19 protein-coding genes and 1 pseudogene are annotated in these 17428 nt (G+C 38.3%); 16 read left to right on the top strand and 4 right to left on the bottom strand.

The genetic code is table 11. The features are described from left to right. Positions 1-20 precede the first annotated feature (20 nt). The 13 genes from flhF to P20652_RS09315 are packed head-to-tail and all read left to right on the top strand — an operon-like array spanning position 21 to position 12001. A complete protein-coding gene (flhF, locus tag P20652_RS09255) occupies positions 21-1493 on the top strand; it encodes a flagellar biosynthesis protein FlhF (RefSeq protein WP_008168761.1) in 1473 nt (490 codons plus the stop codon). Beyond that, entirely contained in the window at positions 1486-2346 is an 861-nt protein-coding gene (locus P20652_RS09260) for a MinD/ParA family protein (protein ID WP_008168760.1), read from the top strand. The genes flhF and P20652_RS09260 overlap by 8 nt, the downstream gene beginning before the upstream one ends. Before the next feature lie 26 nt (positions 2347-2372). Further along, positions 2373-3083, top strand: coding sequence for an RNA polymerase sigma factor FliA (locus P20652_RS09265; RefSeq protein WP_033017486.1), 711 nt, complete (start codon positions 2373-2375; stop codon positions 3081-3083). Between the two features lie 40 nt (positions 3084-3123). Further along, entirely contained in the window at positions 3124-3507 is a 384-nt protein-coding gene (gene cheY / locus P20652_RS09270) for a chemotaxis response regulator CheY (RefSeq protein WP_008132609.1), read from the top strand. Positions 3508-3524: 17 nt separating this feature from the next. Next, entirely contained in the window at positions 3525-4292 is a 768-nt protein-coding gene (locus P20652_RS09275; protein ID WP_008168758.1) for a protein phosphatase CheZ, read from the top strand. Positions 4293-4307: 15 nt separating this feature from the next. Then, complete coding sequence (locus tag P20652_RS09280; RefSeq protein WP_008168757.1) at positions 4308-6518, top strand: chemotaxis protein CheA; 2211 nt, start codon at positions 4308-4310, stop codon at positions 6516-6518. 58 nt (positions 6519-6576) lie between these two features. After that, positions 6577-7743 (top strand): chemotaxis response regulator protein-glutamate methylesterase, encoded by a 1167-nt coding sequence (locus P20652_RS09285; protein ID WP_008168756.1) that lies wholly within the window; start codon positions 6577-6579, stop codon positions 7741-7743. After that, the gene (locus P20652_RS09290; RefSeq protein ID WP_008168755.1) at positions 7736-8500 is read left to right on the top strand and encodes a flagellar motor protein; all 765 of its coding nucleotides are present in this window, start codon (positions 7736-7738) and stop codon (positions 8498-8500) included. The genes P20652_RS09285 and P20652_RS09290 overlap by 8 nt, the downstream gene beginning before the upstream one ends. A gap of 1 nt (position 8501) precedes the next feature. Beyond that, positions 8502-9461 carry a flagellar motor protein MotB gene (locus P20652_RS09295; protein WP_033017476.1) on the top strand — a complete coding sequence of 320 codons (960 nt, stop codon included), beginning with the start codon at positions 8502-8504 and terminating at the stop codon, positions 9459-9461. Between the two features lie 12 nt (positions 9462-9473). Next, positions 9474-10244 carry a ParA family protein gene (locus tag P20652_RS09300; RefSeq protein WP_008168753.1) on the top strand — a complete coding sequence of 257 codons (771 nt, stop codon included), beginning with the start codon at positions 9474-9476 and terminating at the stop codon, positions 10242-10244. Positions 10245-10247: 3 nt separating this feature from the next. Then, complete coding sequence (locus P20652_RS09305) at positions 10248-11042, top strand: chemotaxis protein CheW (RefSeq protein WP_008168751.1); 795 nt, start codon at positions 10248-10250, stop codon at positions 11040-11042. A 24-nt stretch (positions 11043-11066) separates the two neighbouring features. Continuing rightward, positions 11067-11561 (top strand): chemotaxis protein CheW, encoded by a 495-nt coding sequence (locus P20652_RS09310; protein ID WP_008168749.1) that lies wholly within the window; start codon positions 11067-11069, stop codon positions 11559-11561. Between the two features lie 17 nt (positions 11562-11578). Beyond that, the gene (locus P20652_RS09315) at positions 11579-12001 is read left to right on the top strand and encodes a DUF2802 domain-containing protein (protein WP_008168747.1); all 423 of its coding nucleotides are present in this window, start codon (positions 11579-11581) and stop codon (positions 11999-12001) included. Between the two features lie 31 nt (positions 12002-12032). On the opposite strand, the gene P20652_RS09320 is transcribed toward P20652_RS09315, so the two are convergent. Both P20652_RS09320 and P20652_RS09325 read right to left on the bottom strand, forming a co-directional pair. Then, the gene (locus tag P20652_RS09320) at positions 12033-12686 is read right to left on the bottom strand and encodes an OmpW family protein (protein ID WP_008168745.1); all 654 of its coding nucleotides are present in this window, start codon (positions 12684-12686) and stop codon (positions 12033-12035) included. A gap of 172 nt (positions 12687-12858) precedes the next feature. Beyond that, the gene (locus P20652_RS09325) at positions 12859-14580 is read right to left on the bottom strand and encodes a lysophospholipid acyltransferase family protein (protein ID WP_008168744.1); all 1722 of its coding nucleotides are present in this window, start codon (positions 14578-14580) and stop codon (positions 12859-12861) included. 168 nt (positions 14581-14748) lie between these two features. Between P20652_RS09325 and P20652_RS09330 the strand changes: the two genes are divergently transcribed. Both P20652_RS09330 and P20652_RS20480 read left to right on the top strand, forming a co-directional pair. Then, positions 14749-15669, top strand: a complete 921-nt coding sequence (locus tag P20652_RS09330; protein WP_008168742.1) for a glyoxylate/hydroxypyruvate reductase A — start codon at positions 14749-14751, stop codon at positions 15667-15669. A 95-nt stretch (positions 15670-15764) separates the two neighbouring features. After that, entirely contained in the window at positions 15765-15911 is a 147-nt protein-coding gene (locus P20652_RS20480) for a hypothetical protein (protein ID WP_008168741.1), read from the top strand. 203 nt (positions 15912-16114) lie between these two features. On the opposite strand, the gene P20652_RS20935 is transcribed toward P20652_RS20480, so the two are convergent. Together P20652_RS20935 and P20652_RS09345 are read right to left on the bottom strand one after the other, a co-directional pair. Then, complete coding sequence (locus P20652_RS20935; protein WP_006792771.1) at positions 16115-16360, bottom strand: hypothetical protein; 246 nt, start codon at positions 16358-16360, stop codon at positions 16115-16117. Between the two features lie 106 nt (positions 16361-16466). Continuing rightward, positions 16467-16909 (bottom strand): annotated as a pseudogene (locus P20652_RS09345) (hypothetical protein). A 113-nt stretch (positions 16910-17022) separates the two neighbouring features. Here P20652_RS09345 and P20652_RS09350 point away from each other — a divergent pair. Then, entirely contained in the window at positions 17023-17406 is a 384-nt protein-coding gene (locus P20652_RS09350) for a response regulator (protein ID WP_008168737.1), read from the top strand. Positions 17407-17428: the final 22 nt, after the last annotated feature.

The raw sequence follows: 17428 nt of genomic DNA, 5'->3' as shown, positions 1-17428 counted from the left end.
GATTTTAAAGGGGTTGAATCATGAAAATAAAACGTTTTTTTGCTAAAGATATGCGCACAGTACTTAAAGAAGTTAAAGATGAGTTAGGTGTTGATGCGGTTATTATGTCGAATAAAAAGCTAGCTAACGGTGTTGAAATTGTAGCGGCAGTTGATTACGACAAAGCAGCCCCAAAAGCGGTATTGCAGCCTCATACTGAGTCCGTTGCGCGCACTCATTCAACACAGCATAACTTTGTAAAGCCTGAACCACAGCGTCCTAAAACAGAGCCACAGGCAAAAGTAGCAGATAGCCTACAAGCTTTATTAGAGCGTCAGTCGCCTCGTCCTCGTTCTGCTGAGCTTGCATCTATGTTTTCACAATCAGGTATTGATACTACTGAAAACTATCAAGAGCCAGCTATTCAGCAGCGTACTAAAAATATGTTTGCTCCTCAAAACAAAACCCCAGCTCGTCCGCAAACTCAAGCCGATAGCTTGGGGTTTGATGACTTAGAACGTGATTTCGACGATTTAGATAGCTCTGCTGCGCCTCGCCAACAAACAAAAACAAATGAAAGCGAAGAAATGACAACAATGCGTGAAGAAATGAACGCAATTCGTCAGTTACTAGAGCACCAAGTTTCAGGATTAATGCAGCAGGATATGGCACGTCGCGATCCAACTCGTGCATGCATGATTGACCGTTTAGTTGGCATGGGTATTGATAAAGATGTTGCCGAACAAATGGCATGCTTTGTACCTGATGATGTATCTCGCCAACAAGGCTGGAAGGCCCTACTAGCTATGGTCGAAGACCAAATGCAAACAACCAATAATGAAATACTTCGCCAAGGTGGTGTCTATGCGTTAGTGGGCCCAACAGGTGTTGGTAAAACAACAACTGTGGCAAAGCTTGCGGCTTTAGGTGCACAAAAATATGGTGCTGATAAAGTTGCGCTAATAACAACCGATACATACAGAATTGGTGCCTATGAGCAGCTAGCCACTTACGGTCGTATTATTGGCTGTGGTGTTAAACAAGTAAAAGATGCTAATGAATTAGCTGAAGTTTTATATCATTTACGAAATAAACGTCTAGTATTAATTGATACAGCGGGTATGAGTCAAAGAGACCTGCGTTTAACTGAGCAATTAAACACGTTAATGCGAAATCAGCGTGTAGATATTCGTAGTTATCTTGTATTGAGTGCAACGGCGCAAATAAATGTATTACAAGAAACGGTAAGACATTTTAAGAAAGTACAGCTAAGTGGTTGTATTTTTACTAAATTAGATGAATCTTTAAGTTTAGGTGAGATTATTAGTATTGCGATTCAAAATCGCCTTCCAATAGGGTATCTTACTAACGGTCAACGAGTACCAGAAGATATTCGTGTTGCAAATGCTGAAAAACTAGTTAAAAAGGCTGAGCAACTATATTTAAAAAGAACAAAAGCACAACATTCAAGGCACCAAGCAGTGGCGTCAAGCACAGTAGGGATGTATGATTAACACAGTATTAGATCAAGCAAGCGGCCTGCGCAAAATGAGTCAAAACAATAACAACGGCGTAAAAGTTATCGCTGTGACCGGTGGTAAAGGTGGAGTAGGGAAAACAAATGTTTCTTTAAATACTGCGATAGCACTTGGCCAACAAGGCAATCGAGTATTAGTCCTTGATGCCGACTTAGGTTTAGCAAACTGTGATGTGATGCTTGGCTTACGTGTTGAGCGTAATTTATCTCACGTATTATCTGGTGAATGTGAACTTGATGAAATTTTAGTGGAAGGCCCTGCAGGTATTAAAATTGTGCCTGCAACATCGGGCTCACAAAGCATGGTTGAACTGTCTCCATCTGAGCATGCTGGTCTGATTCGTGCTTTTAGCGAGTTAAATACAGAATTTGATATTTTAATTGTTGATACTGCTGCAGGTATTTCAGATATGGTGCTAAGCTTTTCAAGGGCGGCACAAGATGTGATGGTTGTTGTATGTGACGAGCCAACGTCAATTACAGACGCTTATGCACTTATCAAGGTATTAAGTCGAGAACACGGCGTTTATAAATTTAAAATTGTTGCCAATATGGTCCGCAGTATGCGTGAAGGTACCGAGTTATTTGCAAAACTATCTAAGGTTACAGACCGTTTTTTAGATGTATCAATGGAGCTAGTGGCAACAGTTCCTTATGACGAAAATATGCGTAAAGCAACACGTCGTCAAAAAGTGATTGTTGAGCTATTTCCAAGTTCGCCAGCAGCTCTTGCGTTTAAAATGCTGGCAACAAAGGCTGTTAAATGGCCAATACCCAATCAACCGTCTGGTCATTTGGAGTTTTTCATTGAGAAACTAGTAAACGGCTGATTATGACAACATTGGTGAATAGAGCTATGGGATATCAATCAACACAAAATCTTAATGAGATTGTTGAAAAGCACGCGTCACTTGTAAAGAAAGTGGCTTGTCATCTAATAGCCCGACTACCACCTAGTGTTCAGCTCGATGATTTAATCCAATCAGGAATGATAGGTTTAATAGAGGCGTCAAAAAACTTTGACGCAACTAAAGGTGCGAGCTTTGAGACCTTTGCAGGTATTCGTATTCGCGGCGCTATGCTTGATGAAATGCGCCGTGGTGATTGGGCTCCTCGCTCAGTACATCGTAAAAGTCGTCTAGTTGCTGAAACGATTACTTTGTTAGAAAAAAGTTTAAACCGAGAACCAACAGATATAGAAGTTGCTGAAAAACTTGAAATTTCGTTAAATGAGTACCATCATATTTTAAACGATGTTAATGCAAGTAAAATACTTGGTATTGAAGACTTAGGAGTTGATGAAGATGTTATTACTCCAGTCGGTCAAGATTTAGCGCTAGACAAACCTTTTAATAATGTTAAAAATGAAAGGTTTAATGAGTCTTTGCTAAGTGCAATAAAGTCATTACCAGAGCGTGATGCAATGGTACTTTCTTTGTATTATAACGATGAAATGAATTTAAAAGAAATAGGGCATATACTCGATGTAAGTGAATCGCGTGTAAGTCAAATACATGGTCAGGCGATGATTAAGCTTAAAGCTAAAATCAATGACTGGATAAATTAGTAGTAAGTAAACAAAGGTTAAGACCTCACTGGGGGATGTTTTGGATAAAAACATGAAAATACTTGTTGTTGACGATTTTTCAACGATGAGACGGATTATAAAAAATTTATTACGTGATTTAGGTTTCACTAATGTTCAAGAAGCCGATGATGGATCGACAGCATTGCCTATGCTACAGAATCAAGTTTTTGATTTTGTAGTAACAGACTGGAATATGCCAGGTATGCAAGGTATCGATCTGCTAAGAGCAATAAGGGCTGACGATAAACTAAAGCATATCCCTGTATTGATGGTAACGGCAGAAGCTAAAAAAGAACAAATAATAGCCGCAGCGCAAGCAGGTGTTAATGGCTATATTGTTAAGCCATTTACAGCTGGAACACTAAAAACTAAATTAGAAAAAGTTTTTGAACGCTTAGGCTAATGATGGGGGAGAGGCTTATGTCAGCACTTGCTGCGCCTCAGATTACGTTAGAACAAGCTCGTCAGCTTGTCGTTTATTTAGAGAATGACGAGCAAGACAAAGCTAATCAGTTAATTTTAGAGACCGCGTCCAAAGAGCAGTCTGAATTATTTGCTGAAGTTGGAAAGCTGACTCGTCAATTGCATGAATCACTTAAAGGCTTTGCGCTTGATGCTCGTTTAACGGACTTAACCAACGACGCTATTCCAGATGCTAAAAAACGGCTTAATTATGTTATAGAAATGACAGAAAACGCCGCAAATAAGACAATGGATGCAGTTGAGGCTAGTCTGCCTATCGCTCAACAATTGGCTGATGAAATATCCCATATAAAACCGACGTGGGATCGTCTAATGAGTCGAGAGATTGAGCTAGGTGAATTTAAACAACTTTGCCATAGTATCGATAAGTTTATGAATAGTTCTCATCATAAAACTGATGAACTTCAAAGCTTAATGACAAATGTATTAATGGCCCAAGATTATCAAGACTTAACAGGGCAAGTTATTCGTCGTGTTATAGAACTTGTTAGAGAAGTAGAAGAAAGTCTACTTCATCTTTTAACGGCGTTTGCTGAACAAGACGATAGCTCAGCTAATAAAGTAGAACAACAAAAAACGAAAGAACCAGTTGCCACACAAACTTTAGCAGGTCCTGAAGGCCCTATTATTGATAAAGAATCGCGTAATGATGTTGTATCTGATCAAGATGAAGTCGATGATCTTTTATCAAGTTTGGGCTTCTAAGAGGAGAGTAACTGCATGTTTGAAGTCGATGAAGATATTTTACAAGACTTTCTTGTAGAGGCAGGAGAAATCCTAGAGCTTTTATCTGAACAGTTAGTTGAGCTGGAAAATAATCCAGATGATACCGAGCTATTAAATGCTATATTTAGAGGCTTCCATACTGTAAAAGGTGGTGCAGGCTTTTTAGCAATGACAGAACTTGTTGATGCTTGCCATGGTGCTGAGAACGTGTTTGACTTACTTCGCCAAGGTGTTCGAACAGTTAATTCTGAATTAATGGATGTTATTTTACAAGCACTCGACACCATTAATGAGATGTTCGCGACGATTCAAAACAGAGACAAGCCTGAGCCTGCAGATCCTCAATTACTAGAAACTTTACATATACTAGGTTTGCCACCAACTGAAGCTGAGTTAGCTGGTACGTTGGAAAACGACACTGAACAGCCTCAAAATGAAATTGTTGATACTCCAGTAGTAGATGAAGAAGACCCATTCGCATTTGATGAGCTATTTAGTGGAACGCCTTCAGTTAGTGATGCCCAAATTGATGAAATCACTGAGGACGAATTTGAAAATTTACTTGATGAACTACACGGTAAAGGTCAGGCATCTGATGCTGATATATCCGTAAGTACTAATGAATTTAGTGGTGATATAACCGATGATGAATTTGACAACTTACTAGATGAGTTACATGGTGTTGGTAGTTTTGGTGCGGTTTCGTCTAAAACGCCTGAGCCAGTAGCACAAAGCAAATCAGTTAACATCCCAGTAGAACAAGTAGAGACAACATCATCTAAAGCTGTAGGTTCATCTGATGATATAAGTGATGATGAATTTGAAGCGCTGCTTGATGAGCTCCACGGCAAGGGTACAGCTCCTAAATCAATAGAAAGTGTTCCAGCTGTGAAACAGCCCAATGTTCCAGCTAAACCAGCAGCTAAAGCTAGTGTGCCTGTAAAAAAACCAGAACCTGCAAAAGCACCTGTTTCTCAACCGGTAGAAAAGCCGATTGTTAAAGCTGCGCCTGTAACACCTAAAAAAGCAACCCCTCCTGCAGCGGAAACAACCGTTCGTGTAGATACAAAGCGACTTGACCAAATTATGAATATGGTTGGTGAGTTAGTACTTGTGCGAAACCGTTTAGTTAGTTTAGCGACCAACTCAGACAGTGAAGCGATGGGTAAAGCAATCTCTAACTTAGATGTAGTGACCGCTGATATTCAAGGTGCGGTTATGCAAACGCGAATGCAACCAATTAAAAAGGTATTTGGTCGTTTCCCTCGCGTAGTACGCGATTTAGCACGCAGCTTAAACAAAGACATTGACTTACAACTTATAGGTGAAGAAACCGATTTAGATAAAAACTTAGTGGAAGCACTTGCCGATCCACTTGTGCATTTAGTGCGAAACTCAGTTGACCACGGTATTGAAATGCCAGCTGTTCGTGAGGCTGCAGGTAAACCTAGAACAGGTAATGTTACTTTATCAGCGTCTCAGGAAGGCGACCATATTTTGTTGACCATTAAAGATGATGGCGCTGGTATGGATGCTGAAAAACTGAAAAAAATAGCAATTAGTAAAGGTGTGCTCGATCACGACCAAGCGAGTCGACTTTCTGACACTGAAGCCTATAATCTGATTTTTGCACCTGGCTTTTCTACAAAAGAAGAGATATCTGATATTTCAGGTCGTGGTGTTGGAATGGATGTGGTGAAAACTAAAATCACCCAATTAAACGGCTCTGTAAGTATTCAATCTGAGTTAGGCGTAGGTACTATTTTAGAGATAAAAGTACCACTTACTTTGGCTATATTACCAACTTTAATGGTCATTGTTGGCGCACAAACATTTGCGTTACCACTTGCCGGTGTTAGTGAAATATTCAACTTAGATTTAACGAAGACAAATGTGGTTGATGGGCAATTAACAATTATTGTGCGTAAAAAGGCAATACCGTTATTCTACCTCGAGCACTGGCTAGTTAAAGGCTCAGATCGTTCACAGCGAAAAGCAAAAGGCCATGTAGTTATTGTGCAAATTGGTACTCAGCAAATTGGATTTGTTGTTGACTCATTAATTGGTCAAGAAGAAGTTGTAATTAAACCACTTGATGCGTTACTACAAGGTACCCCAGGCATGGCAGGCGCTACAATTACTTCAGATGGTGGTATTGCACTGATTTTAGACGTTCCAAACATGTTAAAACATTACGCAGGCTGATAATAAAGTAGGTATATATTTAATATATACCTACGCATAAATTTAATAAGAGAGCTAAATGGCCGTTAAAGTTTTAGTTGTTGATGATTCAAGCTTTTTTCGCCGCAGGGTAAGCGAAATTCTTGAGCAAGATAGCGACATACAAGTTATAGGCTTTGCTGTGAATGGCAGAGAAGCTGTTGAAAAAGCAGCTCAGCTACGTCCAGATATGATCACTATGGATGTCGAAATGCCTGTGCTTGATGGTATTAGCGCAGTTAAAGAGATAATGGCGAGCAATCCAACTCCTATCTTAATGTTTTCATCACTTACACGTGATGGCGCAACAGCAACGTTTGATGCGCTAGATGCTGGAGCAATGGATTTTTTACCGAAAAAGTTTGAAGACATCGCTCGCAATAACGAAGATGCAATAAAGCTTTTACAAAATAAAGTGAAAGATATTGGACGAAGAGGTTTACCGCGAACGTTTTTAGCTGCAACATCCCCTAAGCCATTAGTATCGGCTAAATCGAGAACAAGTTCACTTTCGCAAAGAACAAGTACACTAACACCTTCTGTAAAACAACCGGATAAAAGCTTTCAAAGAGCAGCGCCTATAGTACCGGCAAGTTCAAATATTGCCTCAATGCGAGCAAGTGGAAAGCAATATCAGCTTGTGGCTATTGGCACTTCTACAGGTGGTCCTGTTGCACTGCAGACTATATTAACTAAACTACCAGCTAATTTTCCTCATCCTATTTTGCTTATTCAACATATGCCAGCGGCTTTTACACCCGCATTTGCTGCCCGTTTAAATGGCCTATGCCAAATAAAAGTAAAGGAGGCACAACAAGGAGATCGCTTACAACCAGGAACAGCTTATCTAGCACCTGGCGGACAGCAAATGATGGTAGAAGGGCGTGGGGCGAATAGAACCCTGCGCGTATTTGAAGATCATAGCGAGCGAATAAGTTACAAACCAAGCGTAGATGTTACTTTTGCAAGTGCTGCAAAAGCCTATCAAGGTGACGTGCTTGCTATTGTGTTAACGGGAATGGGTGCTGATGGCCGTGATGGCGCTAGAATGTTAAAGCAAAGCGGTGCAACTATTTGGGCACAAGACGAAAAAAGTTGCGTAGTTTACGGGATGCCTCAAGCAATTGCCAATGCAGGGCTTTCAAGTGAAAGCTTGGCGCTTAATGATGTTGCTGCACGTATAAAGAGAGAGATAGGTTGTGGATAAACTCTCAATATTTGGATTATTTGTAGCACTTGGCGCAATAGGCTTAGGTTACTCTTTAGAGGGGGGCGTTGTTTCTGCTTTATTTAATGGCCCTGCACTTATTATTGTATTGGGCGGTACGCTTGGCGCTGTTATGTTGCAGACATCAGCAAATACCTTTAAGAAAATGCTAAATATAAGCTCTTGGGTCTTTGTTGCGCCACAATACGATATTGATGAGGCAATAGAGCAAGTTAAGCGATGGTCTCATAAAGCGCGTCAAGAAGGTTACTTGGCGCTTGAAAATGAAGCCTTAGCTCACCCAGATGTTTATGCAGCTAAAGGTTTAAGTTTACTTGTTGATGGTTGCTCAGAGCAAAAGTTACGTGACACTCTTGAAATAGATTTACTGCTAGAGCGAGAACGTTTACTTGAAGCAGCACGTGTTTATGAAGCAATGGGAGGCTACAGCCCTACCATTGGTATTTTAGGGGCGGTGCTTGGTTTAATACAGGCAATGTCGTTTATTACCGATCCGCAAATGCTTGGTGCTGGCGTGGCAACGGCATTTATAGCAACCATTTATGGTGTTGGTTTAGCTAATTTACTGTTTTTACCTATGGCAAATAAGTTAAGACAGCGTGTAGAGCAAAAAATGCTTTACCATGAAATGTTTGCCGAAGGTGTGATTGCAATAAGTGTTGGTGAAAGCCCAGTAAATATAGAATTAAAGCTTGAAGCCTATCGTGTAGAGCGTCCTAATTTAGTGGATGAATAACATGTTACGCCGACGGCTTCGTCACTCTGCTCCTAAAAGCCAACATACAGAACGTTGGCTGGTATCGTATGCAGATTATATGACCATTATGTTTGCTTTTTTTGTGGTGCTTTATGCAATCGCGATAAATAAAGAAGAACGATTTCAAATATTGTCAGATTCCCTTGAACACGTTTTTGATAAATCTGCTCGTCATTACTCCCAGCAAGGGGAAGGCGTCAATGGCAATGGAATATTGACTGATAGAGTAAGCCCAGAACAAGAAGTCCTTTATGGCGAAAGTATTTTAAAAGAAGAACAAGGCCCTGAGCTACTCGACGGTCAAAGTGATACAAGTAACATACAACAAAAATATTTAGGTAAACCTCTCGATAGTTTACTAACCAAGCTACAATCAGCACTTATTGATGAAATACGTAATGGGGAAGCAAATTTAGAGCTTAATCAAGATTGGCTAATTATAGAGCTAAGCTCAGGTATGTTATTTTCAAGTGGCAGTTCAGTTGCACACTCCAAGGCCAAGCAAGTTGTCAAAATTGTTAAAGATATTATTGCTCCAGTAGATAACTATATAAGAGTACGTGGCTATACTGATGATGAAACGATTCGCAACGAAATGTTTCGTTCTAATTGGGAATTATCGGTCGCTAGAGCAACGTCCATTTTAGTAGAGCTGGAAGCATTAGGTATTAATTCTGCAAGAATGGCGATCGAAGGTTATGGCCAATACTCGCCGTTTGCAAGAAACGACACTGTAAAAGGACGAGCAGAGAATCGTAAAGTTGTTATTGCACTTTCTAAATATGGCTTAGCACCAAAAGAATACGTTAAAGATGATGAACAAGCTAATGAGCCTCTAATAGTAGAACCTGAAATTGAACTGCCTTCAGATGACGATACAATAAAAATAATCCGTCTACCCCATGGTGGTATTCGCATAACAACGCGCAATGAACAGTAATTAGGATGTAATGTGAAGATTTGGACTGTTGCAAATCAAAAAGGTGGTGTTGGTAAAACAACTACTGCGGTCAGCCTCGCTGGTATTTTAGCTTTGCAAGGCAAGCGCGTGTTGCTTATAGATACGGACCCTCATGCATCACTTACTTACTATTTTGGCATTGATTCGGAAGAGCTAGAGGTTAGTGTATACGATATTTTTGCCCGAGGTACGAGTATGCAAAGTGAAGAAATACTCCAAGCTTTGTGTCCATCAACTATTAATAATCTTGATATTCTACCTGCTACGATGGCGATAGCTACGCTTGATAGAAGCATGGGTAATAAAACAGGGATGGGGTTAATACTAAAAAGAGCACTTGCAAAGATTAGTGAATATTACGATTATGCCATTCTAGATTGCCCTCCGGTATTAGGAGTATTGATGGTTAACGCGCTTGCAGCAAGTGAGCGAATCTTAGTCCCAGTGCAGACAGAGTTTTTAGCACTTAAAGGACTTGATAGAATGATGCGCACTATGGAATTAATGCAAACCTCTCAAGCGAAAGAGTATAAATATACTATAATTCCTACAATGTATGATAAACGAACTAAAGCATCGTTATCAGCATATAAAACACTGCAAAGTACGTATACAGATAAAGTTTGGCCAGGTGTAATTCCAGTAGATACTAAATTCAGAGATGCAAGTCTTGCACAAAAGGTACCTATAGAGTTTTGTCCTCGCTCACGTGGTGTTTATGCATATAAAACATTGCTAGAATATTTAATAGAACAAGGTTAATTAATGAGCAAGCAATTATTTGCTAATGAAAAAGTAATGAAACAGTATCTAGGGGCTTTACTATGCGAGGACGAGCCTGCTAATAATTTAGAGCCAGTTGCAAAACTACTCGAGCAAATGCCTGATGACTCACAAAAAGAACATATTTATTTAAAGCCTGATAAACAACTTGAAGTAGTCGAACAAATATTCAATCAAGATCTTATTATTGCTGATGTTGAACCTTTAATAGAGGAAATTGATTTTGTAGCAGTTAGTCCGAAAATAGTCGCTGAAGGTGTTTTAGAGCCGCAAGCTAAAATATTAAAAGAGCCAGAACAATTATTAAACAGTGGCAGTCAAGCCGATTATTTTGATGGTGAATTTCAGGCATTATTTTTTGAGGTTGCAGGTTTAACATTGGCTGTACCATTAAAAGCATTGGGTGGTATACACCAGTTAGGTGAAATAAATCATTTATTTGGTAAGCCAAAGTGGTTTAAAGGCGTTATGCTTAATAGAGATGAGAATCTCAATGTTGTAGATACTGCGCGTTGGGTAATGCCAGAAAAATATGATGAGAAGTTAGAAGCATCATTAAACTACCAGTATTTGATTACTCTGGGCGATAGTCAGTGGGGTTTGTTGGCTGAAAAGTTAATAAATAACATTACATTGCGAAAAGAAGATGTAAAATGGCGCACAAACCAAAGTAAGCGTCCATGGCTTGCTGGAGTTATTAAAGATAAAATGTGTGCTTTAATAGATGTAGACAACTTAAATACATTATTAGAGAAAGGCTTAGATAGCCGTCAGTAGTAATGACCATTACGGGGTAATAGTATGAATCAAGATAAATTACTGTCAGCAAATAAAAATGCAGATAATGATGAAATTTTACAGTGGGTTACGTTTAAGCTAGAAGCGGAAACCTATGGCGTAAATGTAATGCAAGTACAAGAAATACTTCGTTATACAGAAATAGCCCCAGTTCCAGGCGCTCCTTCTTATGTTATTGGTATTATTAACTTGCGCGGAAACGTAGTAACAGTTATTGATACTCGAGCACGGTTTGGTTTGTTACCTGCTGAAGCAACCGATAATTCTCGTATATTAATTATTGAAGCTGAAGAACAAGTAATCGGTATTTTAGCTGATAGCGTATCTGAAGTTGTTTATCTGCGTAGTTCTGAAATAGACAGTGCACCAAATGTTGGAACTGAAGAAAGTGCTAAGTTCATTCAAGGTGTTTGTAATCGTGAAAATGAGTTGCTTATTTTGGTTGATTTAAACAAGTTACTTAGTGATGACGAATGGGATGAGTTAAGCGATATATAAGCTTTACCACACAAATTATGTTGTTACTTAGTATAGCAATTGCAGCGCTGGCGATAGGGCTTATATCGCTGACGCTTACTATTGCGTCAAAAAATAAGCAAGCTAGCGAGTTTAGCTCTTTAATGCAGCAGCTAAAAGATAAATCAGAGCAAACACACATTTTGCGAAGTGAAATTTCAGAACTTAGAACGGGTTTACTTAGTATTGGTAAACGAGTGCTTGATGTTGAACAGCAAAACCAAGATTTAATACAACAGCAAGCGGCTCAGAAATACGACGACCCTGATGCTAAAATTTACTCTCGTGCTGTAAAAATGGTAGAGCTCGGCGCAGACCTAGATGAAGTGATACGCGAATGCGAATTACCCAGAGCAGAAGCTGAATTACTATTTTCATTACACAAAAAAAGGACGCTTAGCGCCTTTTTTATACACATGTGAATGCCGCTAACTGCAGGTGTTACAGCGCCCTCTAAAAATTATATTTCACACCAAACATAGCAACAATTGGGTCTAGTTCAACTGTTGAGGTTAGTGCTTTTACCCCATTAGCATAGACGCTGGCATCTGTATCAATATCGATAAGAGACACCATTGCGTGTAATCCCCATTTTTTATTAATTTTATAGTTTGCACCTACTTGCGCTACAAAACCAAAAGAATTATCTAGTTTCACTTCTACGTCGTCTGTTCCGAGCGTTGCTTTAAGGGCTTGTGATGGTTGTTCATCAAAAAACATTGTGTAGTTTATACCTACACCTACAAAAGGTCTCAAAGCATAACTGGTGTCTAAAAAGTGATACTGAGCAATAAGTGATGGTGGTAATTGTTTTATATTTGCAATTTTATTACCTGCCAAACCACCAGTCCCATTCACATCATGAGAAAATGGGGTTGCTGCAATCAGTTCTAATACCCATTGATCGTTAAATTTATAATCAACTGTAATACCTAATTGCGTATCAGAGCTGCCCTTAAGGCCTAAAGTGGGCGCTTCATTTATTGAAGAACTACTATTATCAGGGTTTATGTTTATAGCGCCTACATTTACGCTAAGGTTAGCGTGTGCAGCAGGAGAGAGCGCTAATAAAGAAGTTAATAATGCAATGCTAATTGTGGTTTTCATGTTGTTCTCCAAGAACTACTTTTTGATTGAGGCTATTATTACCGTGACACAAAAATGAAAACCTGTTCTAGATCAAAGTTTCAAAAATGTTTGAACCTAGTGAAGTACTTTATTGATTTAGATTAATTTTAGATTGATTACTCCTATCTAATAATTGACATTCAAATACCTTTTAAATAGAGGGGTCTTTATTTAAATAACGCTTTGCTTTATTTTCTTTTACACTTTTAAGATCTACTAAAACAAGCCCGTCAATACAATTATTAAAATCGGGATCGATACTAAAGCTTAAAAACGTTACACCCCCGGGGTTGCAAAGCTCTGTGTACTGTTTAAATAATGTAGGAACTTGTACGCCAATATTAGCAAGTATATGCTTTAGTTCTATAAAGTCATTTTTTACATTATTACCAGTAAATAGGGTTTTATATTGTTTTAGTTGGTAATCACTTAATCTAAATTCATTGTTTGGTATGGCAAGTGTTTTATAATTTTTATAATAATGTTGGTAGTGGTATATCAACATGGCTTTTGCTTGTTCTGGTAGAGTGTTAGGTACTGTAACAGCACCAAATAAATAACGATATTGTGGGTAGTTTTTTATAAATGCACCAATACCGTACCATAAGTAATCTAAGCTTTTTCGTCCCCAATATTTAGGTTGTACAAAGCTGCGGCCAAGTTCAATACCTTGCTCTAAATATGGTGTCATTGCATCAGTATAACTAAATAGGCTATCTGTATAGAGGCCTTTTCTGCCGTGCTTCTTTATTATATTGTGCGCGCAGGCTAAGCGATATGCACCAACTAGCTCTAATTGCGATGGGTCCCAAAGTACAAGATGCTTATAATCCATGTCATATTTATCTATATCGCGGCGTTTTCCACTTCCTTCGCCGACAGCTCTAAAAGCAATTTCTCTAAGTCTGCCTAACTCTCTAAATATAGGTGAGCTACCTGTGTATTGATAAAGATGAATACACATACCATCTTGCGTTTTACCAAGTAATTGGCATTGTTCAATTGCTTTTTTTAGATCCTTCCTGCATTCAGGAATAGCGATAGGGGTTTGTGTTTTTAGCGGTAAGACTTTTTTTGTAGCAAGCCTATAAAGCTGTTTGCGTATAAGGTTTACAACCTCTTTATCTTTAAGATTTTCTATTAAGTAGGACGCAGGAGGGATAGAAGCACCAATTTCAAATTCCAAAGATTTTTGGCGTTGTTTAAACATTTCTTTCACTAATAGTAAACTCGCTAATGGTTTATAGATCATTGAGGTACCATAAAATAGCGGGCTATTTTTAGCCTTAATAAATACAGGTAAAATAGGACAATTCGCTTTTTTAGCAATGCGCAAAAAACCAGTATTCCATTTACAGTCTTTTATACCTGTAGGGCTTAAGCGAGATACTTCACCTGCTGGAAAAATAAGTAATGCACCCTCATTTTTTAAGTGAAGGTGGATATTATTAAGCTCCTGTTTTTTACTGGCTCCTGATAAGTTATTAACGGGTAATAATAACTTGTGCATAGGTGTGACAGACATCAGCATACGGTTAGCCACAACCTTTAAGTCTTGTCTAACAGTACAGAGTACTTTTATTAATGCAAGTGCGTCTAAGGAGCCTATGGGGTGGTTAGCAACTATAATAAGCTTACCTTCGTTAGGTATGTGCTCAATTTGCTTTGGTTTGTAGCGTGTATCAAAATTAAGCTCGTCGAGAACTTGTTCAACAAACTCTAGGCCTTGTAAGTGAGGGTAAGAATTTTCAAAGGCTACAAACTCCTGTTCGTGTAATAAATACTCTAAGCTTTTTTTTACAATGCTTTTTATTTTTGGGGAGTTTTCTAATTGTGGTAAACTTGCTTCAATCACTCTATCAATACTAATCATATAAGCCTCTCTCACACTGCCATATTGCCATATTGCCATTCATCTAGAGTAGAAAAAGGGTGTGACAGTTGCTTTGCAATTGTGTGACACTTTTAAAGAGTTAATTGAGCTAGGCAAAGGCATATCGGCTAGTATAATTAGCCAAACTCGAATTTTTTGGATGCACTTATGTCTGTATTGGTAGCTATCTCTGGGCGAGATAACGAAAAATTAAATAAAAAAATGCAAGAATTATTACCAAATACCCTTGTAGAGCAGTGGCCTGATTGCAAAAATACAAATGAAGTTGATTTTGTACTTGCATGGAAAGCGCCAGAATCTATGTGGCTTCAGTTGCCTAACTTAAGAGCCGTATCGTCATTTGGTGCCGGAGTAGACAGTATCGATTTAACACTACTGGCTGAAAATGTTGAAGTAGTTCGTATTGTTGACGATCAACTTGCTGAGGATATGGCTGAGTATGTACTTACACATGTGTTAGCGCAAAAATTACGTTTAAAAGAATACGACATCAAACAAACGCAACAAATATGGAAGCCCAAACGGGGACACAGTTATAAACATGTTGGTATCCTTGGGTTTGGTGAGTTAGGTAAAGCATGTGCGCAAAAGTTTATCAATAACGGATTTAAGGTAAGTGCTTGGGCCAAAAGCCATAAAAATGCAGCTAATGTGGATTTTTATTATGGTGAGCAAGGGCTTAGTAAACTACTTCCTGAAGTTGATTACCTCGTGTGCTTATTGCCACTTACGCATGCAACTACGGGTATTATTAACCACTCGTTGTTAGCAAAATTACCAGCACATGCCGTTTTAATTAATGTGGCTCGAGGGCAACATGTAGTTGAGCAAGACTTATTAAACGCCTTAAATAACGGAAGTTTACGTGGTGCTACACTGGATGTTTTTGAACAAGAACCATTAGCACAAGACCATCCTTACTGGTTAAACCCCAAAATAACGGTTACGCCACATTGCGCCGCGCTTTCTGATATAAATAGTGTTGTAGAGCAGGTAGTAAATAATATCGAACGTTTATATAAGGGAGTGGCGCTAAATAACCGTATAGATAGAACAAAAGGTTATTAGCTGATAGCTAATTAGTTTAAAAACAGCTTGTTAACATTTGTAATTTTTATTAATGTGGAGACAGTTCTCACTAATAAAAAAATAAAGAGGGTGTTATGAAATCGAGTCAAAGTGGCGTTAAACTAAGCCTAGTTATTGTTTCAATTATTATACTTGGTGTTTCAGCTTGGTTTAATCAGGCTAATGCAGAAGATATTCCTTCTAAAATACAAACCCAAAGTGAGCTAACAATAGCGGACTAATCTTACTTACTACGTATTCTTCGGTTATCGTGTTCTCTTTCCTCACTCTTTTTAGCAGCATACAAGCATTATTTTAACAATAGTGCTTGTATGATCCTTGAATTTTTAATTTTCATCTTGATTCAAAGTAATTTTCAATATTTTAAATTTTTAACAAAAAAGCCCAGCAATGCTGGGCTATTATATATTCTAAGGAAAAGTTGTTAACTTTGGGTTACGTTAAGCTGCCCAAATGTATAAACCTTAAACAAGTAAAAGGTGTTTATCAACACTAAACTCATATTTGAAATAACACTCGACGACATAAGATCTAAGCTAAATGATAAGAATAATAGACCACAAGCACTAATTGCGGCAACCCGCAGTAATGTTATATGGTTAATAAAGAATGCACCTAAACCTAGTGCAAGTAGTATCGTGTTTAAAAGCCAGTCTAGCTCGTTTAGCATGGTTGTTTCAATAGTTCAGTTGTTGAAAAAAGGAGCGCCATTATGTTGATCTTTTGCGCACCTTTCAACCAAGTAATTTTAAATTTTCAGATTAGTTTTTTTAATGCTAAAAATAACTGCGGATAGCTGGAAATAGTCCATCATTCGCTATGATTTGATACTTCTGGCAGCTTTGCGGAATTTGTAAATCACCGCATAAATAAAGGGATTTACCTTTCGCATCCAGCTGTGGGTGTAAGTTGGAGTCAATTATAGTGGCACCGTAGCCAAATACCCCGGGCCAATAAATACTTTCACTTACCATCCCTAATTTTTTATAGGTGAGCAGAGTTGGCTTTGGAAAAATCAAAATAATAACGGCTACGATAGAAAGTGCTATAAATAACCCCTTTTTAGACTTAACTACTTTGTTTTTGATATCTGAAGAGCCAATACTTTTAGTTGCTTGCACGGACTTTTGAGGTGCAGTTTTGCTCTTGCTTTTTTGCGTTGTTTTTTTCTTGCTGGAGTTTTTCCTAGCAGAGATTGTTTATTTGATGTTTTAGACATAAAGCAGATCTGGCCTTTTTTCCGTAGGTCTTTATAATTAAATGAGTAAATTTATATACTAAGCTAATTATTATGATAACGTAAAGTTAGCTTATAGCATACGAGGAATAAAGATGAATACGCAGCTATCAATTTTAATTGTAGATGACGTTAGCACAGTGCGTAGTTTTTTGAGCCAAACGCTCATGCACTTAGGGATAGATAACGTAAAGGAAGCATCTACTGCCTCACAATGTATTAGTGAGTGCCAAGCTGCAAATTATAATATCATTTTTTTAGACATTGAATTGCCAGACGGTGATGGTAAAGATTTGATTGCACAAATCAATGAATTAAGCCCAGAGACTAATGTGGTTATGGTATCTGCACATTCAGGTATTGAGAATGTTAAGGATGCAATTGATAAAGGCGCTAAAGGGTTTGTAGTAAAGCCATTTACACCTAAAAAAATAGCGGCAATGCTTAAGAAGTTTTATCCAGAGTTAGAAAATGTTTAATAAAGTAAGTACATTAAAATTT

It is taken from the genome of Pseudoalteromonas sp. BSi20652 (assembly GCF_000239855.1).
Taxonomy (GTDB): domain Bacteria; phylum Pseudomonadota; class Gammaproteobacteria; order Enterobacterales; family Alteromonadaceae; genus Pseudoalteromonas.
Note: the sequence above shows the minus strand (reverse complement) of the source record. Positions and strands in the feature narration are given on the sequence as shown.